Raw genomic sequence first — 17559 nt, 5'->3', positions numbered from 1 at the left:
TGAATGGTCGACGACCGCGACGTGGCGGCGGTGGAACAGCAGCTCGGCCGGGCGCCGAGGGGTCTGCGGGCGGTGGCGCACCGTTGCCCGTGCGGGCTGCCGGACGTGGTGGAGACCGCGCCGCGGCTGCCGGACGGCTCCCCCTTCCCGACGCTGTTCTACCTGACCTGCCCCCGGGCCAACTCCGCCATCGGCACCCTGGAGAGCACGGGGATGATGCGGGAGATGCGAGAGCGCCTCGCCGGAGACCCGGAGCTGGCCGACGCCTACCGGCTGGCGCACGAGGACTACGTCGCACGCCGCGACAAGGCCGCCGCCGCGGAGGGACTGGAGCCGTTGCCCCGGGGCATGCAGAGCAGCGGCGGCATGCCCGACCGGGTCAAGTGCCTGCACGCGCTGGTCGCGCACGAGCTGGCGGCGCCGGGGACCAACCCGTTCGGCCGTGAGGCGCTCGACGCGCTCGGCGAGTGGTGGGCCGACGGCCCCTGCTGCCGGGTGGAGGGGGCGGACACGCCCCGTACGACAGACTCCGAGGAGGACGACCAGTGACCCGTGTCGCCGCGATCGACTGCGGTACCAACTCCGTCCGTCTGCTGATCGCGGACATCCACCAGGACTCGCTGCACGAGGTCGAGCGGCGGATGGAGATCGTCCGGCTCGGCCAGGGGGTGGACGAGACCGGGAGGCTGGCCCCGGAGGCGCTGGAGCGGACCTTCGCCGCGATGCGCGGCTACGCCCGGCTGATCGAGGACCACGGGGCCGTCGCGGTCCGTGTGGTGGCCACCAGCGCGACCAGGGACGCGGCCAACCGGCAGGACTTCGCCGACGGTGTGCGGGAGATCTTCGGGGTGGAGCCCGAGGTCGTCACGGGCGCGGAGGAGGCGGAGCTGTCGTTCACCGGGGCCACCGGGGACCTGGTGAGCCTCTCACCCGAGACCGGCCTGCCCACCCCGGTCGGCACCCGCCCGCCGTACCTCGTGGTGGACATCGGCGGAGGCTCCACGGAGTTCGTGGTCGGCTCGACGCACGCGGAGGCGGCGCTCTCAGTGGACATCGGCTGCGTCCGGCTGGCGGAGCGGCACCTGCGCGGGGCGGGCGACCCCCCTTCGGCCGGGGCCGTCGAGGCGATGACCGCGGACATCGACGACGCGCTCGACCGGGTCGCGGAGGAGGTGCCGGTGGAGCGGGCGCTGACCATGGTCGGCCTCGCGGGTTCGGTGACCACGGTCGCAGGGATGGCTCTTGAGCTGGACGAATATAACGCGGACAAAATCCATCACTCGCGAATTCCGGCAAATCGGGCACATGAAATATCGCGCCGTTTGTTTGGAATGTCCCATTCTGAGCGGCTGGCCGTACCGGTCATGCATCCCGGCAGGGCCGACGTCATCGGGGCGGGCGCGCTCATCCTGGACCGCATCCTGCAGCGGTACGGCTTCGCCGAGGTCGTCGTCAGCGAGCGGGACATCCTCGACGGGATCGCCTGGGGTCTCAGCAAAAAGTGACGACATCTGGACAAAACGCGTTTAGTTGGAGTATTGAGTGATCCATCCGTTTTATGGTTAGGTGAAGAAGCTTTAGCGAGGCTTTGCCGTGGGGCCCGGCACAGCTGGTGTCGGGGCGGCAACCGTCTCCGGAGCGCACCCGCTTCCTAACGAAACGGAGCATCCCCTCATGAAGTCCGGTCTAGCGCGCAAGCTGGCCGCCGTCGGAGCCGGCGCGGCCATGCTGGCGACGATGGCGACGGGCCTGCTGGCCACGCCCGCAGCGGCGGCCAGTGCGTCCACCGCGGGGAAGGCGACTTCCTCGCACACCAAGCCGGCGGTCTCCGTCGGCACCCCCAAGGTCTCCCTCTCGAACTACGACGAGGACTGCCCGGTACGGGTCACGTTCTCCTCGCAGATCAAGGTGAAGGCCGTCAAGGGCAAGACCACGGTCGCCTACCGGTGGCTGCGTGGCAACGGTTCCAAGAGCTCGGTCAAGACCTTCACCGTGGGCAAGGGCGTCAAGTACGTCACGGTGAAGGAGACCCACAAGATCGGTGGCGACACCAAGGGCTGGGAGGCGCTGCAGGTCCTGGCGCCGCGCAAGGCCACCTCGAAGAAGGCCTACTTCAAGGTCTCCTGCGATGAGGGCCACGGCGACAAGCACGAGGTCAACGACCGCCGCCTGTACACCAAGGTGTGGGTGAACGAGGCCAACTGCAAGGCCACCCTGGTCGGCCGCATCAGCACCTCCGGCCCGCGCTGGGTGCACTACCGCTGGGTGGTCAACGGCCACGTCGTCGACCGCGGCACCGTCCGCGTGGACGGCTCGCGCAACGTCTACCACGTGGTCCGCGCGCGGGAGACCACGCGCGGCTGGGCGACCCTGCAGGTCGGGGACCGCTACCAGAGCAGCTCCGACCGCACCTGGTTCAAGATCTACTGCAAGGACTGGTCGAGGCCCGACCACCATGTGACCGTCAAGGTCGGCCACGTGTCCGCCAAGCAGACCGCGGACGTCTGCCCGAGGGCGACCGTCACGGCCTCCGGCAGCCTGCACGCGACCGGTCCGGCCAAGGTCCGGTATGACTGGATCGTCAACGGCAGCGTCGTCGGCAGCGGTCACGCGGAGTTCGGCTACAAGGGCGGCGTCGAGCCGGTCTCGTACAGCGGTTCGTCGGACGGTTTCAAGGGCGGCGTCGTCACCCTGAGGATCCACGGCGACTCCAGTTCGGACAGCTACGCTCCCGCTTGCGGCAAGCCCGAGGCGAAGCCCGAGCCCAAGCCCACGTCCACCGAGATCCCGACGTTCCGGGGCTAGTCCGTCCGGGACTCGGGCCCTTCCCGGTGCCTGAGATCCGGTCTGGACACCTCAGCCTGAGCTGAGGGAGATCTGAGAGGCGGCGCCCGCTCCGTGCGGGCGCCGTCTTTTTTGCTGCTCGGGTCCCGCCTGTCCTGTCTGGAGCAGCCCGCTCCGGTCGGCTCCGGCCGGGGCGGCCCTGCACCTGGACGCGCTCCGGCGCGGGGCCGGGGCCGGGAGGCGGCGGAGTGGTGGCACGATCGAGGACATGACCTTCGTTCCTCCGGGGTCCGGATGGCCGGACGACCCGGCCCGGCCGGACACGCCCGTCGCACACGATCCCGGCGAGGTGGGGGAGCTCGCGTCGGCGAGCCGTACCCTCGCCGAGCTGACGGCCCGCCAGTCGGTCTGCCGTGCCTGCCCCCGCCTGGTGGAGTGGCGCGAGGAGGTCGCGACGGTCAGGCGACGGGCGTTCGCCGAGGAGACCTACTGGGGCAGGCCCATCGCCGGTTGGGGTGAGGAGAGGCCGGAGATCCTGATCGTGGGACTGGCCCCGGCCGCGCACGGCGGCAACCGGACCGGGCGGATCTTCACGGGGGACCGGAGCGGGGACTGGCTGTTCGCCTCGCTGCACCGGACGGGCCTGGCCGCGCAGGAGACCAGCGTCCGGGCAGGGGACGGGCAGCGGCTCCTCGGCGCCCGGATGGCGGCCGCGGTACGGTGCGCGCCGCCGGACAACAAGCCGGCGCCGCAGGAGCGGGCCGCCTGCTTCCCCTGGCTGGCCCGCGAGGTCGAGCTGGTCGCGGAGAGCCTGCGCGTGGTCGTGGCCCTGGGCGGGTTCGCCTGGCAGGCGGTCTGGCCCGCGTTGCGGGCGGCGGGGTACGCCCTGCCGCGGCCACGGCCCGCCTTCGGGCACGGCGCCGAGGTCCGGCTCTCCCGCGGCGGAACTTCCGCGCATCTTCTCGGCTGCTACCACCCCAGTCAGCAGAACACCTTCACCGGCCGGGTGACGGCCGAGATGCTCGACCAGATCTTCACCAGGGCCAATACGCTTCGAGCCCTGTGAGGTCCATCACAAAACAGAAAAATCACAGAATTTTCCTCTGGAATGAAGAGCGAATAGTCCGCTTTGCATAATTTTGAGGGAAGTTACTCGGGGGTGCCCTGGTGTGATTGGAAAGTCCGACGTATGCTTGTGAAAGCTTTCACAAGGCCTCGGACCGAAGGATGGCACCGAAGTGAACCGCAACTCCAAGCACATCGTGGTCGTCGGCGGCGGCTATGTCGGCCTCTACACCGTGCTGCGGCTGCAGCGCACGCTCCGCAGGGAGCTGCGCGAGGGCAGTGTGCGCATCACCGTCCTGACCCCCGAATCCCACATGACCTACCAGCCCTTCCTCCCCGAGGCGGCGGCCGGCAACCTCTCGCCCCGCCACGTGGTGGTCCCGCTCCGCCGGGTCCTGCCGAAGGCGACGATCCTCAACGGCAAGGCGTCCAAGATCGACCACGCGGCCAAGCGCGTGTACTTCGAGCCGAACGTCGGCACCCCCTACGAGATCGACTACGACATCGTGGTGATGGCGGCCGGCTCGGTCTCCCGCACGCTGCCCATCCCGGGGCTGGCGGACGCCGCGATCGGTTTCAAGACGGTCGGCGAGGCGATCGCCCTGCGCAACCGGGTGCTCGGCCTGCTCGACCGGGCGGAGAGCAACGGCGACGAGGGCCTGCGCCGCCGGGCGCTGACGTTCGTCGTGGTCGGCGGCGGCTTCGCCGGCATCGAGGCGCTGGCCGAGCTCGAGGACATGGCGCTCGACGCGGTCCGCTACTACCACAACGTCCGCCGTGAGGACCTGCGCTGGGTCCTGGTCGAGGCGACCGACCGCATCCTGCCCGAGGTCGGTCCCGAGATGGGCATGTGGACCGCCGAGCAGCTGCGGGAGCGCGGCATCGAGGTCAAGATGAACACCCGGCTGGAGTCCTGCGAGAGCGGCCTGGTCAAGCTGTCCGACGGCGACGAGTTCGAGGCGGCCACCATCGTGTGGACCGCCGGCGTGAAGCCGAGCCCGGTGGTGAACGCCGGGGACCTGCCGCTGGACGAGCGCGGCCGGATCAAGACGAGCACCCGGCTGACCGTGGTCGGGGTCCAGGACGCCTTCGCCGCGGGAGACGTGGCCGGGGTGCCCGACGTGACCAATCCGGGCCAGTACTGCGCGCCCAACGCCCAGCACGCGGTCCGTCAGGCCAAGGTCCTCGCCGACAACATCACCCGGCACCTGCACGGGCAGGAACTGCTGGACTACCGGCACAAGTACGTCGGATCGGTCGCCGGTCTGGGCCTGCACAAGGGCGTCGCCAACGTCTACGGCGTCAAGCTCCGCGGATTGCCCGCATGGTTCATGCACCGCACCTACCATCTGTCGCGGGTGCCGACCCTGAACCGCAAGGTCCGGGTGATGGCGGACTGGACCCTGGCGCTGTTCTTCAAGCGTGAGACCGTCTCGCTGGGAGAGATCGAGGCTCCGCGTGAGGAGTTCCGCGCGGCGGCGACGACCTGAGTCCTGGAGCCGGGGGGGCATCCGGTCACCGGGTCCCGGAGGCCACACCGATCACCGTGTCGGTCCCGCGGGACCCGGTCCGTCGGACGGACCGGGTAATCGTGGGGCAGATGGCGCGAGCGGTTACGCCCGAGTGGTCCGTTACGTATGATTGCGGCGCCCCCGTAGCCCAATGGCAGAGGCATACCCCTTAAAAGGGTCGAGGTGCGGGTTCGAATCCCGCCGGGGGCACTCACGCGGCCCGGCTGCGAATCCCGCCGGCGGAGCGGCGTCCCGTCGCAGGATGTCGTGAGGTCATGGCGGAAACCGGGAACTCAGAAGAGGAGCCGGTCGTTGGAGAAGACGGCGGTAGCCGTACGGCCGATCGCGCACGATGGATATCAGCACGATACGGCTGTGTGACGAACGATCGAATACGCTGATCGTGTAGGTCGCAGCGTGGAGGCAGCGATGGAGAGCAAGAACCCCGTATTCAAGCGGCAGCCCCATGGCCAGCAGGCCTGGGGCGGGCCGACCCCGACCCCTGAGCAGCTTCAGGGCATGTACGACACCCCGTCGTACGCACCGCCCGCGCAGCGGGCCATGACGATCGACGACGTGGTCGTGCGGGGCTTCATCACCCTGGGCACGCTCGTCGTCTCGGCCGCCGCGGCCTGGGCGCTCAACCTGGGCTGGGGCGCGGCGATGGTCGGCGTGCTCGTCGGCCTGGTGCTGGCGCTGGTGATCTCGTTCAAGCAGAGCACCAACCCGGTGCTGATCCTCGGCTACGCGGTCGCCTACGGCGTCGCGGTCGGCGTGATCAGCCACATGATGGAGAGCATCTACCCCGGCATCGTCATCCAGGCGGTCCTCGGTACAGCCATGGCCTTCGGCGGCATGCTGACCGTCTACTCCCTGCGTATCGTCCGGGTGACGCCGAAGTTCACCAAGTTCGTCGTGGCGGCGGCGCTCGGCCTGATGGCCGCGCTGCTGGTCAACTGGGTCGCGGGCTTCTTCGTCGAGGGCGGCCTCGGCCTGCGCGAGGCGGGCCCGATCGGCTACCTCGTCAGCATCGCGGCGATCCTGATCGGCTGCTTCTTCCTGCTGCTCGACTTCGACCAGGTCGAGCAGGGCGTCCGGATGGGCGCCCCGGCGAAGTACTCCTGGCTGATGGCCTTCGGCCTGACGATGACGCTGGTCTGGATCTACCTGGAGATCCTGCGCCTGCTGAGCTACTTCAGCAGCAGCGACTGACCGGACACCCGGTAGCCAGACACTCAGGTAAGCGGACAAACCCCACCGGATCGCTCCGGTGGGGTTTTTCTATGCGAAAACGGGCACATTGTGAACGAAACACACCTGGAGATCAACGAAATGTGACAGAAGACCCTCCGCAGGTCTTGCCATCCGTAGTGTCGTGAGGCACTGTCGAGCAAAGGAGCCTTATCCGTGGAGGTGCCCATGCCGCTGAACCACTCACCGGAGACGCACAGCAAGCTGATCGCAAGGGTCCCGGACATCACGGGACGCGCACTCCCCGAGTGGTTTCAAGCCATCGACAACGGTCCGTCGTTCCTTCGCTGCGACGAGCGCGCCAACTGGCTCGCCGCAGAGCACGGACTGACCCACGGCTACGCCGCCGCCATCGTGCACGAGCACGAGCGGCACCGCCGTCACCACTTCTGACTCGCCGTCTCGTGAGGACTCCGCCGCCACCGGTGGCGGAGTCCTCGCCTGCGCGGGGATGATGATCTGATGGATCTCGACAGAGCACGTGAGTTCATCCGGGGCAACCACCGAGCGGTCATGCTGACCTGGCACGCCGACGGGCGGCCCCAGCTCTCCCCGGTCACCGTGGGGCTGGACTCCGAAGGAAATCCCGTCGTCAGCACGCGGGAGACGGCGGCGAAGGTCCGCAACCTCCGCAGAGACCCCCGGGTGGCGCTCTGCGTGACCACGGACGCGTTCTTCGGCGAGTGGATCCAGATCGAGGGGACGGCCGAGATCGTGCCGCTGCCGGAGGCGATGGACCTCCTGGTGGCCTACTACCGGGACATCTCCGGGGAGCACCCCGACTGGGACGACTACCGGGCGGCCATGGAGCGGGACCGGCGGGTGATCGTGAGGATCGACCTCACCCGCGCCGGTCCCGACGTCCACGGCTGACGGCTCGGGAGCGGGAGCTAGCTGAGGCGCTCCAGGACCATGGCCATGCCCTGACCGCCGCCCACGCACATGGTCTCCAGGCCGATGGACCTGTCGTGGAACCTGAGGCTGTTGATCAGCGTGGAGGTGATCCGGGCGCCGGTCATGCCGAACGGGTGGCCCACCGCGATGGCGCCTCCGTTGACGTTGAGCCGGTCGAGGTCGATGCCCAGCTCCTTGTAGGAGGGGATGACCTGGGCGGCGAAGGCCTCGTTGATCTCCACGAGGTCCACGTCGTCGATGGACATGCCCGCCCGGGCCAGGGCCTGCCTGCTGGCCTCGATCGGGCCCAGGCCCATGATCTCGGGGGACAGGCCGCTCACGCCGGTGGAGACGACGCGGGCGAGCGGGGTGATGCCCAGCTCCGCGGCCTTGGTGTCGCTCATCACGATCACGGCGGCGGCGCCGTCGTTCAGCGGGCAGCAGTTGCCCGCCGTGACGGTGCCGTCGGGGCGGAACACCGGCTTGAGCTGGGAGACGGCCTCGTAGGTGGTGCCGGCGCGGGGGCCGTCGTCCTTGCTGACCACGGTGCCGTCGGGCAGGGTCACCGGCGTGATGTCCTGCTCCCAGAAGCCGTTGGCGATGGCCTTCTCGGCGAGGTTCTGGGACCGGACGCCGAACTCGTCCTGCTCCTGCCGGGAGACGCCCTTGAGGCCGGCCACGTTCTCCGCGGTCTGGCCCATCGCGACGTAGATGTCGGGCAGCGCGCCGTCCTCGCGGGGATCGTGCCAGACGGGGGCCCCGCCCTCGGTGGCCTTCTTCCCCCGGGTCTGGGCGTCGAGGAAGAGCGGGTTCTGCGTGTCGGACACGCCGTCGGCGCTGCCCTTGACGAGGCGGGAGACGCACTCCACGCCCGCCGAGACGAAGATGTCGCCCTCGCCCGCCTTGATGGCGTGCATGGCCATCCGGGTGGTCTGCAGCGAGGACGAGCAGTAGCGGTTGACGGTGGTGCCCGGCACGCCGTCCAGACCGAGCAGGGTGGAGACCACCTTGGCCATGTTGAAGCCCTGCTCGCCGCCCGGCTGGCCGCAGCCCAGCATCAGGTCGTCGATGGTGTTCGGGTCGAGCTGGGGGACCTTGGCCAGTGCGGCCTTGATCATTTGCGCCGTCAGGTCGTCAGGACGGATGTCCTTGAGCGATCCCTTGAAGGCGCGTCCGATGGGCGAGCGCGCGGTCGCGACGATGACTGCCTCGGGCATGTGGCCTCCTGTGCTCATGGCGACGCTGCGCGTCGCGGCTCGGGGGCCGGTAACCGGTGTCTTCCCTCGTCGCGTGCTCACTTCGTTGCGCGCGCTCCTCAGTCCAGACACCGGAGCCCCCTCACTGTGTTGACGGCGACGCTGCGCGTCGCGGCTCGGGGGCCGGTAACCGGTGTCTTCCCTCGTCGCGTGCTCACTTCGTTGCGCGCGCTCCTCAGTCCAGACACCGGAGCCCCCTCGCGGGTCCTTCGTTAATCGCTCCTCTGCGGAGGTTACCGCGCGGTAGTCCGGAAGCCACGACCCGGGGTGGGAAGAAACAGAACTTTGTTACGGAATGCCAAAGGGCCCCGCTGTTCGGCGGGACCCGGGCACAGTCATGAGCGGACGGCGGGTGCTAGCCGTACATCCCCGGGGCGGTGGCGGTGGCGTCCTGGACGCCGTGGAGGCCGCCCTTCTCGTCGCGCCAGATCCGCCAGCCGTTCTGGCTGCCGGTGAACCAGCCGGGCGGAGCGCCCGCGCCGGCCACCCGCTTCCCGGTGGCCAGGTCGAACTCGCACAGCGAGGCCACCGAGTAGAACCCGGGGGCCTGACCCTTCAACGCGAGGGGTTTGGGATCGGTGACGCAGAAGGACCAGCCGCGCTCCTCCTCGACCTCGGCCGGCCTGCCGGTGGCGAGGTCGAAGGCGGTCCCGCGCTTGCCGTGCTTGAGGAAGCCGATCCGGTCCATCCGCGCGGGGAAGGCCAGCCACCAGCCCGACCCCGGGACGTCGGTCGCCGGGATCTGGCCGAGGACCCGGCCGCTCTCGGGGTCGAGCCGGGCGAACCCGCCGTACTGGCCCTGCTGGTCGACCGGGCGGACGACCGGTGCGAACCCCGGGCTGCCGCTGGGGTACACGCGCACGACCGAGGGGCGGATCCAGTTGACCGAGCCGTCGGAGAGCTTCACGGAGAAGAGCCCGAAGGTGGAGACCTTCTTCGTCCTAGGGTCGGTGTAGGGGGCGACGTAGCCGACGAGGTTCTCGGCCGTCGAGCCGAACGACCAGCCGCCCGACATGTTGACGCCGGAGCCGAGGGCCTGCTCGACGGGCTGCTGCCAGACGACCTTCCCGGTCCGCAGGTCGTAGGCCTCCAGCAGGGGGTTGCGGGCCAGGCGCAGGAAGACCACGCGCGAGGCGTTGGACCACTGCACCTCCGCGATGCCGGGGAGCTTCCACCGCGGTCTCCCGGTGGCCGGGTCGAGCACGACGACCCGGGCCGTGGAGAGCGCGGTGTTCTCCGACAGGCACACGAACATCCCGCACTTCTGCGGTCCGAAGGTCGAGTGGACCGGCCGGGTCCACCGCGCGGTCCCGGTCTTCGCGTCGCGGCCGACGAGCGCGGCGGTCCGCCGCCGCTTCGCGGACGGGTCGACGGTGACGACGACGGTCTGGTCCCGGCCCGTCTCGATGATCGCCGGAGCGGGGATCCCCATCCCGGGCAGCCGGCCCGCCATGACCGCGGGGGCGGACCACAGCCGTTTGCCGGACTCGAGGTCGAGGGCGACCGTCTCCAGCGTGCCGTCGGGCCTGAGCGACGTCGTCGTGGCGACGCCGCCGGCGGTGGTGGTACGGCTGACCGCGTTCACCTCGGTGTTGTGCCAGCGTGGGTAGTCGGGGGTGGCCGCTTCGCTGCCGGAGCAGCCGGCCAGGGCCAGGGCTCCGGCGAGCACCATTGCTGGTTTCGCGTGAGACCGGATCACGGGCATCCACTCCAAAGGGGCGAGGCGTCACGACATCGCCGCGGAGGGTGACCGGGCTCAGGCGTCGTGAGGCAGCGGCTCGGACCTCCGGCGGAGCAGGGTCACCCATCGTCCGTGGGGACCCGTGGCTCGGCCGGCGACCCGGGTCGCGGACACCTCGGCGCCGGGCTCCTCCGCGGCCTTAGCCGCCGCAAGGTAAACCGACTGACCGCGCACGGGCTGCGGCTCGGGCCACAGCTCCAACGCAGTGCAAACAGAAGGTAGCACCGCGTAAGCGACTTGCATGTAGCCTCGGCGAGATGGATGGTAACGGTCGGGTCCGAACATTTCGTGGGGGTTTGTCTCGAACTCTTCCCCCAGGAGGTCGGCGAAGGCCACCGTCCGCCCACCCGCCTCGATGACCGCGACAGTCTGCGCGGCGGCGAGCTGCCGGCTCCAGCGCCTGGTCACCCAGCGCAGCGGCTGCGGGAGCGGCCGGACCGTGCCCAGGTCCGGGCAGGTGCCCACGACCACCTCGGCCCCCGCCTCGCGCAGCCGCCGCACCGCCTTCTGCAGATGCCGTACGGCCTGCGCGGGGAAGGTCTGCGTGGTGACGTCGTTGGCCCCGACGAAGACGACCGCGACCTCCGGGCGCGCCTCCAGCGCCCGGTCCACCTGCTCGTCGAGGTCGGCGGAGGCGGCCCCCGACACGCCGGCCACGGTGAGCCGCACCGGCCGCTCGGCGACGGCGGCCACGCCGCACGCGATGAGCACGCCGGGGGTGTCGGCGGGATCGGTCATGCCCAGGCCGACCGAGGTGGAGTCACCGAGCATGGCCATCCGGATCGGCTCGCCGCCGAACTCGCCGTAGACCCCGTCCGAGGGCGGCCCCTCCATGCCGTGGGGGCGGCCGACGATCCGCCGGGCCAGCACGCCCTCGGCGAACAGGATCCCGTAGGTGGCCGCACCGAGCAGGGTCAGGCCGCCCCCTCCCACGGCCGCCGCGGCCGCGATGCGCCGCGCGGCCCGGGCCGCTCCGGGTGTCCAGCTCACGTGTCCGCGCCCTCCTCCGCCATGGTGCTCCAGGTGACCGGTGACTTCGTCGTACCCGTGGCGACACTGTGCGTCGCGATGCGACGGTAGCGTTTGAGGTGAAACTAGCCGAGTCCCGGTCACCCCCTGGGATCTTGGCATCCGACAGAACAAGCTGACAAAGCTTCGGTATTTCGAGGTGATCAACGCGATGCGCGTACATGACTCGCTGGTGGAGCTGATGGGCGACACCCCGCTCGTCAGGCTGCACAAGGTGACCGCGGGCCTGCCGGCCCAGGTGCTCGCCAAGGTCGAGTACTTCAACCCCGGCGGCTCGGTGAAGGACCGCATCGCGGTGCGCATGATCGACGCCGCGGAGAAGTCGGGCGCGCTCCGCCCGGGCGGCACGATCGTGGAGCCCACCTCGGGCAACACCGGCGTCGGCCTGGCCATCGTGGCCCAGCAGCGCGGCTACAGGTGCCTGTTCGTGGTGCCGGACAAGGTCGCCCAGGACAAGATCGCCGTGCTCCGGGCCTACGGGGCCGAGGTCGTCGTCTGCCCGACCGCGGTCTCGCCCGACCACCCCGACTCCTACTACTCGGTCTCCGACCGGCTGGCCAGGGAGGTGCCCAACGCCTGGAAGCCCGACCAGTACTCCAACCCGCAGAACCCCGAGAGCCACTACCACACCACCGGCCCGGAGATCTGGGAGCAGACCGAGGGGCGGATCACCCACTTCGTGGCGGGCGTCGGCACGGGCGGCACGATCAGCGGCACCGGCCGCTACCTCAAGGAGGTCTCCGGCGGCCGCGTGAAGATCATCGGAGCGGACCCCGAGGGCTCGGTCTACTCCGGCGGCACCGGCCGGCCGTACCTCGTGGAGGGCGTCGGCGAGGACATCTGGCCGGCCACCTACGACACCACGGTCTGCGACGAGATCATCGCGGTCTCCGACAAGGACTCCTTCGGCATGACCCGCCGCCTGGCCCGCGAGGAGGCCCTGCTGGTGGGCGGCTCCTGCGGCATGGCCACGGTGGCGGCGCTGCGCGTGGCGCAGCAGGCCGGGCCGGACGACGTGGTCGTGGTGCTGCTGCCCGACGGCGGCCGCGGCTACCTGTCCAAGATCTTCAACGACGACTGGATGGCCGACTACGGCTTCCTGACCACCTCCTCCGAGGAGGGCCTGGTGCGGGACGTGCTGGTCCGCAAGGGCACCGGCCTGCCGGAGTTCGTGCACACGCACCCGCACGAGTCGGTGGACACCGCCATCGCCATCATGCGGGAGTACGGCGTCTCGCAGCTCCCGGTGATGAAGGAGGAGCCGCCGGTCATGGCCGCCGAGGTGGTCGGCTCGATCGTGGAGCGCGATCTGCTGGACGCCCTCTACCGGGGACGGCTCCGCCCGGACGAGCCGCTGGCCGGGCACATGTCCCCGCCGCTGCCCATGATCGGCGCAGGCGAGCCCGTCTCGCACGCGGTCGAGGCCCTGGAGAAGGCCGACGCCGCCGTGGTCCTCGACGACGGCAAGCCCGTCGGCCTGCTCACCCGCCAGGACCTGCTGGCCTTCCTGGTCACCCACTAGCCCCCGCGAGGGGGCTCCGCCGTCTGGACTGAGGAGCGCGCGCAGCGCCGCCGTCAGAGCGGAAACTCGGCGAACACCTCCCAGGCGCCCTCGGGGGTGGGGCCCGCGTAGAGACGGCCGCCGAGCGCCTCGACGCGCTCGGCCATGCCGACCAGGCCGAAGCCGCCGCCGAGGCGGGAGACCCTGACGTCGGAGGCCGAGGCGTAGTTGCGCACGCGCAGCCGTACGCACCGGTCCGCCCGGCGCAGGTCGGCCTCCACCCAGCCGGTGCCGGGGGCGTGGCGGCGGACGTTCGTGAGGGATTCCTGCAGCACGCGGTGGAGGGTGGTCAGCACCTCCGGCGGCAGGGCGTCGTCGGTGATGTCCTGGCCGACCTCGAAGGCCACCCTGGGCCCTCCGTGGGCCGAGAACCGCTCCACGAGCACGCGCATGTCCGCCAGGCGCGTGCCGGGGGTGCGCGCGGCCTCGTCCGCCCGCAGGACGCCGACCAGGCGGCGCATCGAGGTCAGCGCGTCGGCCCCGGCGTTCGCGATCGCGTCGAGCGCGGGGGCCACCGCCTCCGGCTTCGCCTCGGCGACGACCTTGGCCGCCTGCGCCTGGACCACGATCCCGGTGATGTGGTGGGCGACCAGGTCGTGCAGCTCGCGGGCGAGCTCCAGGCGCTCGGCCCGCCGTACCGAGTGCACGGCCTCGCGGCGGCGCTCCATCTGGAAGCGGAGGTAGGCGCCGACGCCGGCGGCCATGGACCAGGCGAAGAAGAGGAGGAAGCCCAGGGCCAGGGAGGGTTCGGACTCACCGATCCGGCCGGCGGAGGACTCCAGCATGAGCATCGCCACCACGGCGAAGATCGCCGCGTTCTTGACCGGCTCGATCCAGCGCAGCCCGCCGACGGTGAGGACGAGCAGCGCCCCGGTCTCGGCGAGACCGGGGCCGGGGTGGCCGCCCTGGATCATCGCGGCGGCGACGGTGGCGGCGAACGACAGTCCCAGCAGGATCGCGTAGGGCCGGACGCGGCTCCGGCGGCGGCGCCACACCGCGTAGATCCCGTAGGCGCCGCAGCCGAAGGAGAGCAGATGCCCGGGGCTGTTCCCCGCCACCGCTATCCCGAGGTCCAGCAGGAGCAGCAGCCCGAGCCAGCAGAGCAGGGCGATCTCGCTGAGCCGCCGGATCCAGTAGACAACGCGATGCGATTCCCCCACGGGCGACGAGCCTAATCCGGATGGTTGACATGACATATCGGCCGTTCGGCCGAATGCCCTCCCGCAGGACCGGCCCTTCAGCGGAGGCGGGGCCCTGGTTCCCCGGCGCATGCTTGAAGCGTCGAAGGGGAGAGGGAAATGACCGTCATCGGGATCGTGTTGCTGGCCGTCGGATTCGTCGTCGCGTTGTGTCTGGCGCTCGCCGATCCCGTCCTGCTCTCGCGCATCAACGGGGAGCCCGCCGAGGGGGCGAGCGGTCGGCACGTCCAGGCGCCGCCGATCGCCGCCGTCGCCGGGACCACGGCCGGGACCGCCGCCGAGGGCGCCGAAGTGGTGCCGTTCAGGCCGAGGCGCCCGGACGACCGCGAGCCGCAGGCCGCGTAGCAGACCACCTGACGCTCCGGGGAGCACGGCGGTCGGGGGACCGCCGCCCGGAGACCGCCGGCCCGCGTCCCGCCTCTGGAACTCCAGGGGGGCGGGGCGCGGGCCGGCTCGCGCTTCCCCGGCCGCGGCGGGCGCGTCCGCGAGCCGGGTTCCCCGCGGTACGGCGGGCGCGGGCCTGGTGACGGGTCCGCGGGCCGGGCCGGGCCGGGTCCTCCCGGCCGCGGGGCGGAGTAGCGTGGCCCGTATGAGTGAAGGATTCGAGACCCTGGCCATCCACGCCGGCCAGGAGGCCGACCCCCAGACCGGGGCCGTCGTGCCGCCCATCTACGCGGTGTCCACCTACAAGCAGGACGGCGTGGGGGGACTGCGCTCCGGATACGAGTACAGCAGGTCGGCCAACCCGACCAGGACCGCGCTGGAGGAGGCGATCGCCGCCGTCGAGGGCGGCGTCCGCGGCCTGGCCTTCGCCTCCGGCCTGGCGGCCGAGGACACCCTGCTCCGCACGGTCTGCAGGCCCGGCGACCACGTGATCATCCCGAACGACGCCTACGGCGGCACCTACCGCCTGTTCGCGAAGGTCCACGAGAACTGGGGGCTGCACTACGACCCGGTGCCGCTGGGCGACCTGGCCGCGGTGGCCGCCGCCATCACCCAGAAGACCCGCGTCATCTGGGTGGAGACGCCCACCAACCCGCTGCTCGGCATCGCCGACATCGCCGCCCTGGCGCAGCTGGCGCACGACTGCGGCGCGCTGCTGGTGGTGGACAACACCTTCGCCTCGCCGTACCTCCAGCAGCCGCTGGCGCTGGGCGCGGACGTCGTGGTGCACTCCACCACCAAATACGTCGGCGGCCACTCCGACGTGGTCGGCGGCGCGCTGGTCGCGCGGGACGCCGAGCTGGGCGAGCGGCTGGCCTACCACCAGAACGCCATGGGCGCGGTGGCCGGGCCGTTCGACGCGTGGCTGACGCTGCGCGGCCTCAAGACGCTCGCGGTGCGGATGGACCGCCACTGCGACAACGCCGAGCGGGTGGTGGACCTCCTGCTGGCGCACCCGCGGGTGACCTCGGTGCTCTACCCGGGCCTGCCCGAGCACCCCGGCCACGAGGTGGCGGCCAAGCAGATGAGGCGCTTCGGCGGCATGATCTCCTTCCGCGTCGCCGGCGGCGAGGCGGAGGCGGTCGAGGTCTGCAACCGGGCCAGGCTGTTCACCCTGGGCGAGTCGCTGGGCGGCGTGGAGTCGTTGATCGAGCACCCGGGCCGGATGACCCACGCCTCCGCCGCGGGCTCGCCGCTGGAGGTCCCCGGCGACCTGGTCCGCCTCTCGGTCGGCATCGAGACGGTCGACGACCTGCTCGCCGACCTCACCCAGGCCCTCGGCTAGCCGCCGCCCACCGCAGGGGTCAGGGGTTGCCCCAGACCATCAGCACGAGGACGACCATCCAGATCAGGGTGATCAGGCCGGAGAGCATGGCGATCCGGCCGGTCTGCACCTTGGCGTCGTCCTGCGGGTCCTCGCTGGTCAGGGCCCGCAGGGCGGCGCGCTGGTCCCGTTCCACGAACGCCAGGAGCACGGCGGCGACGATGAACAAGGTCATGGAGACCGTCAGGTACGGCCTGCCGAGATAGTCCAGGCCGTACAGGACGCCGAACAGGAAGACGCCGACGGTGGCGACTGCGTAGACGCGCGTCGTCCTGTGCAGGTAGCGCAGGACGTCGACGTTCCGGGCGCGGATGAACCGGGGCGTGGACATGGTCGCGGCGGTGACCGGTCCCAGGGTGAAGACCGCGAAACCGATGTGCAGCCAGAGCAGCAGAGTCATACGCCCGACATTAACCTCCGGTGATCTCGTCGGGGCGTGGCTCGGGCGGCCTCCGAGGTCCGGGCGCGCCGTACTCCTCCCGGCCGGGCGGGGGACGTCCGTCCGGTCGCCCGGTCTCCTCCTGCAGGAGGCGGTGGCAGAGCGGGCAGGCGTCCCGCGGGTGCGCCCGGCAGTCGCCGTGGTCCACCCGCATGCCGAGCAGCCGCCGGGTGCCCGCCGCCGCGGCGCCCGGTGCGCGGCCGGTGATCGAGGCGCGGCCGTCCTCGGTGCGGACGCTGACCGCGACGAGGACGAGGACGGCGAGAACGGCGGCGAGCAGGACGCCGCAGACCACCGCGACCACGATCCACATGCGCGCCTCCCGGGAAGACAAGCCCAGCCTTTCCCGGATGGCACCGCGTTTCAAGGCACCTCGGGCGGGTGTCGGCGCATCCGCCGCCCGGGGCCGGGAGCCGGGCCCGCGGCGGGGGCGGATCCTCCCGTTCCCGCCCTGAGCACACCGGTGGAGTGAGTAGGATCACCCCGGAGCCCGTTCCCGCGTGAGGGCCGCCGGCGGTCAAGCCGGGGCCGTGTCCGGGCGGGCGTCGAAATCGAGATCGTGCACAAGGCACAAGGGAGTGCCCGCCGTGGCTGTAAGACATGTCGAGCCGTACACCGACGAATGGCGTCACCAGCCCGTCTCCTATCTTCGGCTGGTCGCCGAGGCGCTGGGCGCGCAGGCCGAGGCGTGGTGGGAGGGCCCGTGCGACCCGCGCGCCGGGACGATCCGGCTGACCGGAGGGGACGCGCTGGTCTGGGACGAGGAGAGCGGCTGGCGCTGGGGCCGGTTCGTCTCCGGCGGGCCCGGCTCCTGCACGGTCCTGGCGGAGTTCCGCTATCTCGGCGGAGGGCTGCTGCTCCGTCCCGAGCGGGTCCCGGCCGCGGTGGCCGAGGCCAGGGCGGGCGTGGGCAACAGTACGGCCTGGCGTCCCTGCTACCGCTCCTACCGGCACCACCGCGACGGCTTCGACCTCGCGCTGGACCACTACGCGGCCTTCGCCGGAGCCTGACCGGCCGCCCCGGACGCAGACACCGGGTCCGGCCGGCCCGCGGGGACGCGG

Annotated in this window: 18 protein-coding genes and 1 tRNA gene; 13 read left to right on the top strand and 6 right to left on the bottom strand. The window is 71.1% G+C overall.

The window, feature by feature from the left end; all coding sequences use genetic code 11:
• Positions 1–3 precede the first annotated feature (3 nt).
• The 9 genes from IEZ06_RS05785 to IEZ06_RS05745 all read left to right on the top strand — a co-directional run bounded on the left by IEZ06_RS05785 (position 4) and on the right by IEZ06_RS05745 (position 7484).
• Positions 4–549, top strand: a complete 546-nt coding sequence (locus IEZ06_RS05785; RefSeq protein WP_189235586.1) for a DUF501 domain-containing protein — start codon at positions 4–6, stop codon at positions 547–549.
• On the top strand, positions 546–1505 hold the full coding sequence (locus tag IEZ06_RS05780) for a Ppx/GppA phosphatase family protein (RefSeq protein ID WP_189235585.1): 960 nt from the start codon (positions 546–548) through the stop codon (positions 1503–1505). The genes IEZ06_RS05785 and IEZ06_RS05780 overlap by 4 nt, the downstream gene beginning before the upstream one ends.
• 169 nt (positions 1506–1674) lie before the next feature.
• The gene (locus IEZ06_RS05775; protein WP_189235584.1) at positions 1675–2805 is read left to right on the top strand and encodes a hypothetical protein; all 1131 of its coding nucleotides are present in this window, start codon (positions 1675–1677) and stop codon (positions 2803–2805) included.
• 247 nt (positions 2806–3052) lie between these two features.
• Positions 3053–3850, top strand: coding sequence for a uracil-DNA glycosylase (locus IEZ06_RS05770; protein ID WP_189235583.1), 798 nt, complete (start codon positions 3053–3055; stop codon positions 3848–3850).
• Positions 3851–4022: 172 nt separating this feature from the next.
• Positions 4023–5339 (top strand): NAD(P)/FAD-dependent oxidoreductase, encoded by a 1317-nt coding sequence (locus IEZ06_RS05765; protein WP_189235582.1) that lies wholly within the window; start codon positions 4023–4025, stop codon positions 5337–5339.
• A gap of 158 nt (positions 5340–5497) precedes the next feature.
• Positions 5498–5570: transfer RNA gene (locus tag IEZ06_RS05760), tRNA-Leu, on the top strand.
• Between the two features lie 219 nt (positions 5571–5789).
• A complete protein-coding gene (locus tag IEZ06_RS05755; protein ID WP_189235581.1) occupies positions 5790–6572 on the top strand; it encodes a Bax inhibitor-1/YccA family protein in 783 nt (260 codons plus the stop codon).
• Between the two features lie 207 nt (positions 6573–6779).
• Positions 6780–7004: a DUF4287 domain-containing protein gene (locus IEZ06_RS05750; protein WP_068901464.1), complete on the top strand. Its 225-nt coding sequence runs from the start codon at positions 6780–6782 to the stop codon at positions 7002–7004.
• Positions 7005–7073: 69 nt separating this feature from the next.
• Complete coding sequence (locus IEZ06_RS05745) at positions 7074–7484, top strand: PPOX class F420-dependent oxidoreductase (RefSeq protein ID WP_189235580.1); 411 nt, start codon at positions 7074–7076, stop codon at positions 7482–7484.
• A 17-nt stretch (positions 7485–7501) separates the two neighbouring features.
• On the opposite strand, the gene IEZ06_RS05740 is transcribed toward IEZ06_RS05745, so the two are convergent.
• The 3 genes from IEZ06_RS05740 to IEZ06_RS05730 form a co-directional block, all read right to left on the bottom strand.
• Positions 7502–8722 carry an acetyl-CoA C-acetyltransferase gene (locus IEZ06_RS05740; protein WP_189235579.1) on the bottom strand — a complete coding sequence of 407 codons (1221 nt, stop codon included), beginning with the start codon at positions 8720–8722 and terminating at the stop codon, positions 7502–7504.
• A 394-nt stretch (positions 8723–9116) separates the two neighbouring features.
• Positions 9117–10466: a PQQ-binding-like beta-propeller repeat protein gene (locus IEZ06_RS05735; protein ID WP_189235578.1), complete on the bottom strand. Its 1350-nt coding sequence runs from the start codon at positions 10464–10466 to the stop codon at positions 9117–9119.
• Positions 10467–10517: 51 nt separating this feature from the next.
• Entirely contained in the window at positions 10518–11492 is a 975-nt protein-coding gene (locus tag IEZ06_RS05730; protein WP_229797809.1) for an SGNH/GDSL hydrolase family protein, read from the bottom strand.
• A 190-nt stretch (positions 11493–11682) separates the two neighbouring features.
• Between IEZ06_RS05730 and IEZ06_RS05725 the strand changes: the two genes are divergently transcribed.
• Entirely contained in the window at positions 11683–13053 is a 1371-nt protein-coding gene (locus IEZ06_RS05725; protein WP_189235577.1) for a cystathionine beta-synthase, read from the top strand.
• A 53-nt stretch (positions 13054–13106) separates the two neighbouring features.
• Here IEZ06_RS05725 and IEZ06_RS05720 read toward each other — a convergent pair whose 3' ends face one another.
• A complete protein-coding gene (locus IEZ06_RS05720) occupies positions 13107–14252 on the bottom strand; it encodes a sensor histidine kinase (RefSeq protein ID WP_189235576.1) in 1146 nt (381 codons plus the stop codon).
• Positions 14253–14390: 138 nt separating this feature from the next.
• On the opposite strand from IEZ06_RS05720, the gene IEZ06_RS05715 reads away from it, so the two are divergent.
• Together IEZ06_RS05715 and IEZ06_RS05710 are read left to right on the top strand one after the other, a co-directional pair.
• Positions 14391–14636, top strand: a complete 246-nt coding sequence (locus IEZ06_RS05715; protein ID WP_189235575.1) for a hypothetical protein — start codon at positions 14391–14393, stop codon at positions 14634–14636.
• 244 nt (positions 14637–14880) lie between these two features.
• Positions 14881–16020 (top strand): cystathionine gamma-synthase, encoded by a 1140-nt coding sequence (locus tag IEZ06_RS05710; RefSeq protein ID WP_189235574.1) that lies wholly within the window; start codon positions 14881–14883, stop codon positions 16018–16020.
• 19 nt (positions 16021–16039) lie between these two features.
• Here IEZ06_RS05710 and IEZ06_RS05705 read toward each other — a convergent pair whose 3' ends face one another.
• Positions 16040–16459, bottom strand: a complete 420-nt coding sequence (locus tag IEZ06_RS05705; RefSeq protein ID WP_189235573.1) for a hypothetical protein — start codon at positions 16457–16459, stop codon at positions 16040–16042.
• Positions 16460–16469: 10 nt separating this feature from the next.
• Entirely contained in the window at positions 16470–16811 is a 342-nt protein-coding gene (locus tag IEZ06_RS05700) for a hypothetical protein (protein WP_189235572.1), read from the bottom strand.
• Positions 16812–17085: 274 nt separating this feature from the next.
• On the opposite strand from IEZ06_RS05700, the gene IEZ06_RS05695 reads away from it, so the two are divergent.
• Positions 17086–17508 (top strand): DUF6292 family protein, encoded by a 423-nt coding sequence (locus tag IEZ06_RS05695; protein ID WP_189235571.1) that lies wholly within the window; start codon positions 17086–17088, stop codon positions 17506–17508.
• Positions 17509–17559: the final 51 nt, after the last annotated feature.

Source organism: Planomonospora antibiotica, assembly GCF_014647955.1.
GTDB classification, from domain to species: domain Bacteria; phylum Actinomycetota; class Actinomycetes; order Streptosporangiales; family Streptosporangiaceae; genus Planomonospora; species Planomonospora parontospora.
The sequence above is the reverse complement of the archived record's forward strand: the minus strand, read 5'-3'. Positions and strand labels throughout refer to the sequence as shown.

Coding starts and splice junctions, on each gene's coding strand:
- IEZ06_RS05785 (WP_189235586.1), top strand. CDS start 4: ATGGTCGACGACCGCGACGTGGCGGCGGTGGAACAGCAGCTCGGCCGG.
- IEZ06_RS05775 (WP_189235584.1), top strand. CDS start 1,675: ATGAAGTCCGGTCTAGCGCGCAAGCTGGCCGCCGTCGGAGCCGGCGCG.
- IEZ06_RS05770 (WP_189235583.1), top strand. CDS start 3,053: ATGACCTTCGTTCCTCCGGGGTCCGGATGGCCGGACGACCCGGCCCGG.
- IEZ06_RS05755 (WP_189235581.1), top strand. CDS start 5,790: ATGGAGAGCAAGAACCCCGTATTCAAGCGGCAGCCCCATGGCCAGCAG.
- IEZ06_RS05750 (WP_068901464.1), top strand. CDS start 6,780: ATGCCGCTGAACCACTCACCGGAGACGCACAGCAAGCTGATCGCAAGG.
- IEZ06_RS05745 (WP_189235580.1), top strand. CDS start 7,074: ATGGATCTCGACAGAGCACGTGAGTTCATCCGGGGCAACCACCGAGCG.
- IEZ06_RS05740 (WP_189235579.1), bottom strand. CDS start 8,722: ATGCCCGAGGCAGTCATCGTCGCGACCGCGCGCTCGCCCATCGGACGC.
- IEZ06_RS05735 (WP_189235578.1), bottom strand. CDS start 10,466: ATGCCCGTGATCCGGTCTCACGCGAAACCAGCAATGGTGCTCGCCGGA.
- IEZ06_RS05725 (WP_189235577.1), top strand. CDS start 11,683: ATGCGCGTACATGACTCGCTGGTGGAGCTGATGGGCGACACCCCGCTC.
- IEZ06_RS05715 (WP_189235575.1), top strand. CDS start 14,391: ATGACCGTCATCGGGATCGTGTTGCTGGCCGTCGGATTCGTCGTCGCG.
- IEZ06_RS05710 (WP_189235574.1), top strand. CDS start 14,881: ATGAGTGAAGGATTCGAGACCCTGGCCATCCACGCCGGCCAGGAGGCC.
- IEZ06_RS05705 (WP_189235573.1), bottom strand. CDS start 16,459: ATGACTCTGCTGCTCTGGCTGCACATCGGTTTCGCGGTCTTCACCCTG.
- IEZ06_RS05700 (WP_189235572.1), bottom strand. CDS start 16,811: ATGTGGATCGTGGTCGCGGTGGTCTGCGGCGTCCTGCTCGCCGCCGTT.